The sequence below is a fragment of the Zhongshania sp. genome, from assembly GCF_041584495.1.
Lineage (GTDB): Bacteria > Pseudomonadota > Gammaproteobacteria > Pseudomonadales > Spongiibacteraceae > Spongiibacter.
Map to the genome: position 1 here is coordinate 1 of NZ_JBFHDY010000138.1, position 8,119 is coordinate 8,119.

12 protein-coding genes are annotated in these 8,119 nt (G+C 51.3%); 11 read left to right on the top strand and 1 reads right to left on the bottom strand.

Annotation, left to right across the window (positions count from 1 at the left end; genetic code table 11):
• A partial coding sequence (locus ABYP33_RS16210) for a bifunctional DNA primase/polymerase (RefSeq protein WP_373092197.1) occupies positions 1-828 on the bottom strand: 828 nt, incomplete at its 3' end.
• 158 nt (positions 829-986) lie between these two features.
• Between ABYP33_RS16210 and ABYP33_RS16215 the strand changes: the two genes are divergently transcribed.
• The 11 genes from ABYP33_RS16215 (at position 987) to ABYP33_RS16265 (ending at position 7,998) form a co-directional block, all read left to right on the top strand.
• Positions 987-1,736, top strand: coding sequence for an ATP-binding protein (locus ABYP33_RS16215; RefSeq protein WP_373092198.1), 750 nt, complete (start codon positions 987-989; stop codon positions 1,734-1,736).
• A complete protein-coding gene (locus tag ABYP33_RS16220) occupies positions 1,727-2,017 on the top strand; it encodes a hypothetical protein (RefSeq protein ID WP_373092199.1) in 291 nt (96 codons plus the stop codon). Before ABYP33_RS16215 ends, ABYP33_RS16220 begins: the two co-directional genes overlap by 10 nt.
• A 1-nt stretch (position 2,018) precedes the next feature.
• The gene (locus ABYP33_RS16225; protein WP_373092200.1) at positions 2,019-2,525 is read left to right on the top strand and encodes a DUF669 domain-containing protein; all 507 of its coding nucleotides are present in this window, start codon (positions 2,019-2,021) and stop codon (positions 2,523-2,525) included.
• A 211-nt stretch (positions 2,526-2,736) separates the two neighbouring features.
• Positions 2,737-3,732, top strand: a complete 996-nt coding sequence (locus tag ABYP33_RS16230; RefSeq protein WP_373092201.1) for a YqaJ viral recombinase family protein — start codon at positions 2,737-2,739, stop codon at positions 3,730-3,732.
• A 98-nt stretch (positions 3,733-3,830) separates the two neighbouring features.
• Positions 3,831-4,571: a hypothetical protein gene (locus ABYP33_RS16235; protein WP_373092202.1), complete on the top strand. Its 741-nt coding sequence runs from the start codon at positions 3,831-3,833 to the stop codon at positions 4,569-4,571.
• Positions 4,571-6,445 carry a DEAD/DEAH box helicase family protein gene (locus tag ABYP33_RS16240; protein ID WP_373092208.1) on the top strand — a complete coding sequence of 625 codons (1,875 nt, stop codon included), beginning with the start codon at positions 4,571-4,573 and terminating at the stop codon, positions 6,443-6,445. Before ABYP33_RS16235 ends, ABYP33_RS16240 begins: the two co-directional genes overlap by 1 nt.
• A complete protein-coding gene (locus ABYP33_RS16245) occupies positions 6,367-6,732 on the top strand; it encodes a VRR-NUC domain-containing protein (protein WP_373092203.1) in 366 nt (121 codons plus the stop codon). The genes ABYP33_RS16240 and ABYP33_RS16245 overlap by 79 nt, the downstream gene beginning before the upstream one ends.
• Before the next feature lie 199 nt (positions 6,733-6,931).
• Entirely contained in the window at positions 6,932-7,327 is a 396-nt protein-coding gene (locus ABYP33_RS16250; RefSeq protein WP_373092204.1) for a hypothetical protein, read from the top strand.
• Positions 7,324-7,605, top strand: coding sequence for a hypothetical protein (locus ABYP33_RS16255; protein WP_373092205.1), 282 nt, complete (start codon positions 7,324-7,326; stop codon positions 7,603-7,605). Before ABYP33_RS16250 ends, ABYP33_RS16255 begins: the two co-directional genes overlap by 4 nt.
• A gap of 52 nt (positions 7,606-7,657) precedes the next feature.
• Positions 7,658-7,852 (top strand): hypothetical protein, encoded by a 195-nt coding sequence (locus ABYP33_RS16260; protein WP_373092206.1) that lies wholly within the window; start codon positions 7,658-7,660, stop codon positions 7,850-7,852.
• Entirely contained in the window at positions 7,849-7,998 is a 150-nt protein-coding gene (locus ABYP33_RS16265) for a hypothetical protein (RefSeq protein ID WP_373092207.1), read from the top strand. The genes ABYP33_RS16260 and ABYP33_RS16265 overlap by 4 nt, the downstream gene beginning before the upstream one ends.
• The last annotated feature ends 121 nt before the right edge of the window (positions 7,999-8,119 follow it).

Sequence of the window (8,119 nt, forward strand, 5' to 3'; positions counted from 1 at the left end):
CATGTGGAACAGCGTGCCAACGCGCACAGGATTGGCGGATTTGCCGAACGAGTGCCAGCGCTGTTCCATCATGGCCGGGTTGTACTTGGTGGACTTCATTGACCACTCATCCCACAAGGCGAACCCCTGCCCGTTGGTGGCATCGTGGATGGCCATGCCAACTTTTATCCAGTCGTCATAATGCACGTCATCATTCGGGATATGGGCTAGGATGGAATGGATTTCGGCGTCGGTGACCTCCTCACCCTCGTATGACTTATTTTTGTGCTCAACACGGCGCAAAAGCTCAATCAGCGGGGCGGGGCATTCGGTCAGATCGGACGGATTGCCCTTTTCAAACTCGTAGGCCATTCCGGAAGCGTGAAGACTGCCCGCCCCTACTACAAACCCGCCCGCGCCTTTAAAGTCAATGCCGAGATATTCCTTATGGTGGGTCATTAGCCGCACGTCATGGGGCAGGGAGAAATAGATATGGTAGCCACCCCCGCCCGTTGCCACGACGCAATTAGAGGCGTCTTTTAAATCCATACCGAGATCGGCCTGCAATCGCTCGAATGATTCAAAGCCCCCATTACGCGGGTCAATGTCTACCACCAGATGGTGGTCGAGGCACACGCCAAAGCCCGTTTCTATCAGGTACTGCTGCATGTTCTCGATTTGTTCATCATCTTGGTAAGGCGTTTTCTGCCAGCTAGACACCCTCGGATGTTTGCCGACCGCTATACACTCAGCATCACGGCATTCACACTTGCCGTCTTTTATCCCCCATAGGGCAAATACACGGAAATTGCCCTCTACGTAATCCCAGACTTGATTAATCCCTGACATTGGCTTACCTCGTACCCCTAAAAATGGGTCATTATGGTTGGTTGTAGTGATAGGGTGGAATCATACCCCACATTGGCAGTAAATAATAGTTGACACGGCAAGGCAATCATAATAAATTGCTCATCGTGGAGAAGACGAAAGAAAGGAGGAAACTTCACGTGTCTATATTACAACAAATCTCAAAACCGGCTGATCGACCGATCATTGCCACACTCTTAGGGGATTCCGGCATGGGTAAAACCACGCTGGCTTGCACATTCCCAAGCCCCATTGTCATGCGCGTTGAAGATGGTTTGCAAGCCATCCCGGCTGAACATCGCCCGGATGCACTGCCGACCATTGTTGGTGTGAATGATGTTTGGGATCAACTAACCGCGCTGATTAACGAGGAGCACCAGTACCAAACTTTGGTAGTGGATTCGGTAACAGCATTGGAGCGTCTGTTTATTCAGCATGTTATCGACAGCGACCCCAAGAAGCCGAAAAGCATCAACCAAGCCAATGGCGGTTATGGTGCAGGTTTGGGTGCGGTTGCCACTCTGCATCAACGAGTACGGCGCGCTGCGGGAATCTTGAACGATAAAGGGATGCACGTTGTATTCATCGCCCACGCCGATACTGAAACCATCGAGCTGCCTGACAGCGACCCTTACACCCGCTACACGTTGCGCTTGGGCAAGAAATCAACCGCGCCTTACGTGGATGATTCTGACCTTGTTGGCTTCCTGCGCCTTGTGACCTATACGCATGGCGATGGCGAGCGCAAAAAGGCAATCTCTGACGGTTCTCGCGAATTGGTTTGCAATGCCAGCGCATCCAACGTCTCCAAAAACCGCTTCGGCATCACTGAGCCGCTGCCGGTAGAGCTGGGGATTAATCCGCTAACGGGGGTGGTGTCATGCCTGTGAGATTCGACGCGGAATGGCGGGACGCGGCTGCGCAGTACACCATTGCTAAGAGGGCGCACGATGAAGCCAAAAAGCATTTAGATGTTGCGAAAGACCGGATTTTATCCCTCACCGACGAAGACGCCCATGGGTTTGGTGTTGAAGTTAAGTTCACCGAACGACGCGGAACCATTGATTATGGCAAGGTGATTAATACCCACCTGCCGGACGTTGACCTTGAGCCATTCCGCAAGGAATCCAGCTCAGTAGCAAACATTAAAGTAGCCAAAGAGGAAGTTTGATATGTCATTCTGGAACACAAGCGACAACCAACAAGCCAACCAAACAGACGGAAACGCCGACGTTGGTGGCGGCAACCTAGAGCCAATCCCAGCAAACACTCTGCTACGCGCAATGGTGAGCGAGGCGGCCTATGACGACTATCAGGGCGACCGCTACATCAAACTGCGATGGGATGTTGTTGATGGCGAATACAAGGGGCGCGTGGTATTCCACAAGCTGAAAGTATTCGACAGCGACCCCAAAAAAGCAGACAAAGCCAAGCGAATGTTGGCGGCAATCGCCTATAACGCTGGCGGCAAGTTGCTGGAAATTGCAGAGCCTACTGATGCAGACCTTGCTGTGCATCTTGTCAATAAGCCAATGCTTATCAAGGTGCAAGTATGGGAAATGGAAGGCGACGATGGACAAATGCGCTCGGGCAACTGGGTGCAGGCGGTAGAGTCAGGCAAGCAAGCCGCCCAAGCCCAGGCGCAGAAACCGGCACTCGATCCTGCTGTTAAGTTTTAATCCCCTGCTTCCCGCCCTTCGGGGCGGGTTTTTTATGAGGGCTGATTTATGCACTTCGATTTCAACATAACTATTGATGGCGATAGATGGTCTGAAAAGTACGTCGCCACGCACAAGCACTATGACGGCCCGGATGGCAAATGGCCATGTTTTACCGGCGAATCCGTTGACGATTTAAGCGAACAGATAAAGGAATGGTACGGGGATGACTTTGACAACAGAATCAGTAAACACCGCTTTGGAGTCTGGGCAAAACCAGACGCCTCGTAATTATCTAGGCCCAAGCGCCTGGAAGTCCTGCGACCGCGCCATGTGGTTCAACCTTCGCGGCGTGTCCGGCGTAATCCTGCATAAAGCCGAAACCCTGCGCACGTTTGAGGTTGGCCACCTGCTAGAAGATGCCATGTGCGAATGGCTGGAGAAGGCGGGCGCAACCGTGATGATGCGCGAGGCTGAAATCAAAAACCGCTGGGGCGGAGTGTTTGGCCACATTGACGGCATTGTATTTTATAATGATGAATTTTACCTGCTCGAAATGAAAACCGCGAAAGAGCAGCGGTTTAAAGAGATGGTGAAAAAGGGAATCCCGGACTACTACTACAGCCAGATTCAGATATACATGGCTAATAGCACTCAACTGTCCGAATCCGGACGAAAACTTGAAAAGTGCCTCTATTTTATCTTCAACAAAAACACCAGCGAGATTGACATAAACGTCATCCCTGCTGACCCGGCATACGGCGAGATTCAAACCGAACGGATGCACGACATTATAGCTAGTGATGCTCTGCCGCCCGCCGAGGAGTCCTACAAGTGCAATATGTGCGACCATTCGCAAGTGTGCAAGGGCGAAACACCGGCCAACATATCCTGCATGACCTGCGCAGCTGTGAGCGCGAAAGATGGTGGGTTTGAGTGTAGCCTTGGTCACGATTTGAAGTTGTGTGGCCAACACGTATTCCACCCGCAACTAATGGAGCTGATGGGCTATGAAATCGAGTCCGTTGATAGCAGCAACTTGGCCATCGACTACGGCAAGTTTGTGATGGCCCCGGAGAATTACCACAAAAAAGACAAGCCAACATTCACATCGACGGAGTTTATCGGGGCTTTGAGTTCTGGATTTCTCGATGATGAATTTGGTATGTGTATTAAGGCCGAGTTTGCGGGTCGGGTTTCGTTTAATGATAAAGAGCCGCAATTCTGATATAATTAAATTTGCGCGGATAGTCCGGCCAGATGAAAAGCAGTTAGTCACTGCCTTCCGCGCAATACTTCGACTACCCTTAGACTGAGGCGTATCAAATGAAAAACATACCCAGAAAAACCGCTATAGAGCTTGGCCTTACCCATTACTTCACGGGTAAACCATGCAAAAACAATCATATCTCAAAAAGACAGGTCAGTGATCGCGCTTGCTGTCAATGCAAAAAGGATAATACGGCAAAAAGGCGAGAAGACCCAGAGTTTCGCAAGATTGAACGAGCAAGAGAAAGCGCGGCATGGAAAAATAACCCGGAAAGGCGCGCAAGGAAGAAGGCAAGCGACAAAAAAAGAAGGTCATCAAGAAGGTATAAGGATGAAGAGAACCGGGCGAGCAGAGAAAAATACAAAAAAGACAAGCTGTATAGGAAGGCAAAAATAGCCCAGGCATCTAATTATTATCGCAGGCACAAGCCAAAGATCAGGGAAAGAAAGAATGAGTGGTTCAAGAAAAAGTACAAAGAAGACGAGCTGTTTAGGGTTAAGCACAATCTTAGGTCGCAGCTATCAAGAATTTGCAAGGCTGCCAAGATGGGTCAAAAAATAGATACGTCAAGTGTAGGCTATACGCCAGATGAGCTGAAATCGCACATAGAGCGACAATTCCAAAAAGGGATGAGCTGGGGTAACTACGGAGAATGGCATATAGACCATATTATCCCTGTATCTTATATGGTTAAGAGCGGCGCACCTCCAGAAAAAATAAATTGCCTATCCAATCTTCGCCCTATATGGAAAGAGGATAACTTTAAAAAGCGGGATAAGCTGGAGAGCCTACTGTGATGAAATTAAGGGATTATCAAAAATGGGCTAGTGACGCGGCCTTTAATTGGGTGACGAGCAGCATAGACCCCTGTTTGATTGATGCAGCAACTGGAGCCGGAAAGAGCTTGATAATTTCTGATCTTGCCAGCCGGATTCACGAGGTAAGCGGAAAGCGAATCCTCTGCACCGCACCCAGCAAAGAGCTGGTTGAACAAAACCACGAGAAGTACTTAGCCACTGGCGCGAAGGCGTCCATATTCTCAGCATCCATCCGCAAGGATTTGCGATACCCAGTTGTGTTCGCCACGCCGCAAACGGTTGTGAATAGCCTGCACCGCTTTGGGGATTATGCCGCCATCATTGCAGATGAGGCCCACGGCATCACGCCAACCATGACGCGCATTATCGAATCCATGCGCGGGCATAACCCAAACATCCGCGTGGTGGGATGTACGGCAACACCGTACAGGACGGGAACCGGATACATATTCCGCAACCACTACGAACACGGCAGGGTGCCAGAAGATCAAGCGGTTGACCCATTCTTTCACACGCTGGTGTATTCGGTAGGTGCGCGATACCTAATCGACCGTGGATTCCTTACCCCGCCGATTGTGGGCGGTGTTGACGAGCATTACGACACGTCCGGCCTCGTGATGAAGTCCAATGGCCAATGGGATCAATCAACGGTTGATGCGGCATTCCAGGGGCGGGGAAGGCTTACCAGTCAAATTGTGGCCGATGTTGTGGCGCGTTCGCGTGACCGAAAAGGCGTTATGTTCTTTGCGGCTACCGTCCAACACGCTGCGGAAATTATGGAATCCCTACCCCCGCACAATGCCAGGATCATTACGGGAGGCACCAACAAGAAAGAGCGCGAGCGGATCATTCGAGACTTCAAGGCCCGTCGCTTTAAGTATCTTGTCAATGTGGCGGTATTGACCACTGGCTTCGACGCCGAACACGTTGACGTTATAGCCTTGCTGCGCGCCACCGAATCGCCCGGATTGCTCCAGCAAATCATCGGACGCGGCACTCGCCTGTGCGATGATAAAGATGACTTTTTGGTGTTGGACTACGCCGAGAACATAGAGCGGCACTTTCCACACGGCGACATATTCGAGCCAGTCATTAAGGTTCGGGCGCGCACCGAGGGCGAGGGTATAGACGCAACCTGTGAGATATGCCACCACGTTAACAACTTCGGGGCGCGGCCAAACCCGGAAGGCTACCCCATTGATAAGGCGGGATACTTCACCGACTTGACAGGGGCGCGGATAGAGACAGCGCAGGGACTGCCAATGCCCGCTCACTTTGGGCGACGGTGTGAAGGTGAAACCCTTGTAGGCGGTAAGCACCAGCGGTGCCACTACAAATGGTCTTACAAGGAATGCCCGGAATGTCAAGCCGAGAACGATATAGCGGCGCGGTATTGCGGGGTCTGCAAGGGCGAATTGGTTGACCCCAATGAAAAGCTGAAAGAGCTGGCGGCAAAAATCAGCACAGACCCGTATCGCACCCGCACAGAGCCTGTACAAGCCATGATGGTTCAGAGCTGGCCAAAGCCGGGGGACGGCCCCGATACAATCCGCGTGACCTATGAGATTGCGGGAATGTCGCAAACGGTTAGCGAGTGGTTTTCGCCGGACAGTGAGCACAGTTATGCCCGCAAAATGTGGGCGGATTTTAGTGTGATGGCATTCGGAGAAGTGTTGGCGCGTGACGATGCGGTAAGGGTTCAACCCATCATTCCTGATTTACTGGTATTCCGCAAAGAGCGCGGTAACAAATATTTCAAGGTGGTAAACAAGATATGGCCGGAACAATCCCCAGTGAGCACGTCGAGCAGGCAACCTTTGTCAGAGAGTTCGAGCGTCGCTGGCCAGAGGTAAGGCTATTCGCGATTCCTAACGGCGGATTCCGCCACAAGGCAACCGCTGAGAAGTTGCGACTGGAAGGGCTTAAGCCTGGAGTGCCAGACATATGTATCCCCGCGTGGCGGCTGTTCATAGAAATGAAGCGGACGAAGGAGGGGCGGGTATCGTCGGATCAGGCCAAGTGGATTGATTATCTGAGAGAGTGCGGATACTCGGTGGAAGTCGCCAAAGGATGGGAGGAGGCTATAAGAATCTGTGACGATATAGCAAAACGGTATAACGGGAATGTTGATAACGAGTAAATTATTACTTACTATTAACCCATACCAACAACACACAGAGGGGCAACAAACATGATTACCGTAACTTTCACTGCTTACAAAAACGCAAAAACTGGCGAGTGTTACCCTGAGTGGTCAGAACAGCACACCAGCGCCGAGAATGCAAAGCTTAGAGCGTCTGCGCTCAATTGGATTATTGTCAAGGTGGAGGGTTAAGAAAATGTCAGATTACGAAAACCACATGGTCGCCCAAGGCGTCCCAGAAATCGAAGATCGGCCGCTGGTGAAAGAGTCGGAAATTCGCGCAAAGGTAGAGCGGCTGAAGGAAGAAACAAACCTTCTGGATATGTACCTGAATATGCCGCTTAAACTGTCATCGGAGTTAGATGTTCAGGCGGCAGTAGGTCGAGCGTTTGACCGCCACCCGATTGACGTGCAGCGCGTGTTTGACGAGCAACTGTGTAGCGATTACCGCGACTTCATTATCAACTTGGATATTTGGGCGAGGCGCTTCCTGCCCGAGTACATGCTTGAATTCAGCGCGTTCTCTGTCTGGCACGGTGTCGAGTGTGTGATTAAGGATGAGCTGAAGAAGCGGGCGGAGGGGTTGGTGTGAGCAAATTACACAGAGACGACTTCCTTCACTTGGTAAGCAGCTACATTAAGAAAGACCCAGAGGCCGCAGCTCACGTTGCCGATTACGTTCAGGCCGGACTTCGCGAGGCGTTGCAGGAATCAAGAGAGCGCGCCGCCGATATGGAGGTCATTGTCGCGACTCTCGCTGAGCGTAGATACAAAGGCTCTGACGAGCTTGTTTTGTCTAAATTGAAGAAGTGGCAAGGCAAAACGTCATGCGAATGGGGCTGGCTGGTGGATAGGTTGGAGGGCAAGTAATGTACTGGCTCCTACTACTAGCAGACTTGATTGATGAACTGAGGGGGAATCCATGAAAATTCTTAAATATGTACTGTTCCCGTTGGCAATTTATGTGATTGGGGTGTCAGTGGCCAGCGTTACAATATGGGGCTTGGCCCCCATCAGCCCCGCCAACTGGGATGCCTTTGCGCGCCTCATTTTTTGCATGGTGACAGTGACTGCGTGGGCGATATTTTTGGTTGACGATTTCGAGGTATACCCATGACAATCGAGCCAATAACCACTGGCGGCTACCTGTTGACCGTTAGCTTTAAGGGCCGCAAGTTTGTGACTGAATGCCCGACACCAGCCCTGTGCTGGACTGTCGCGCGGGCTTGGATGAGTGATGTGGCGGGGGAGGGGGAATTGTGAGCGTCGAACTACTACACATCGACTGCATGGAGTACATGGCGTCGCTCCCAGATAAAGCTTTTGATTTGGCTATTGTTGATCCGCCTTATGGGATAGGCGAGAGCGGCGCAACAAACAAAAG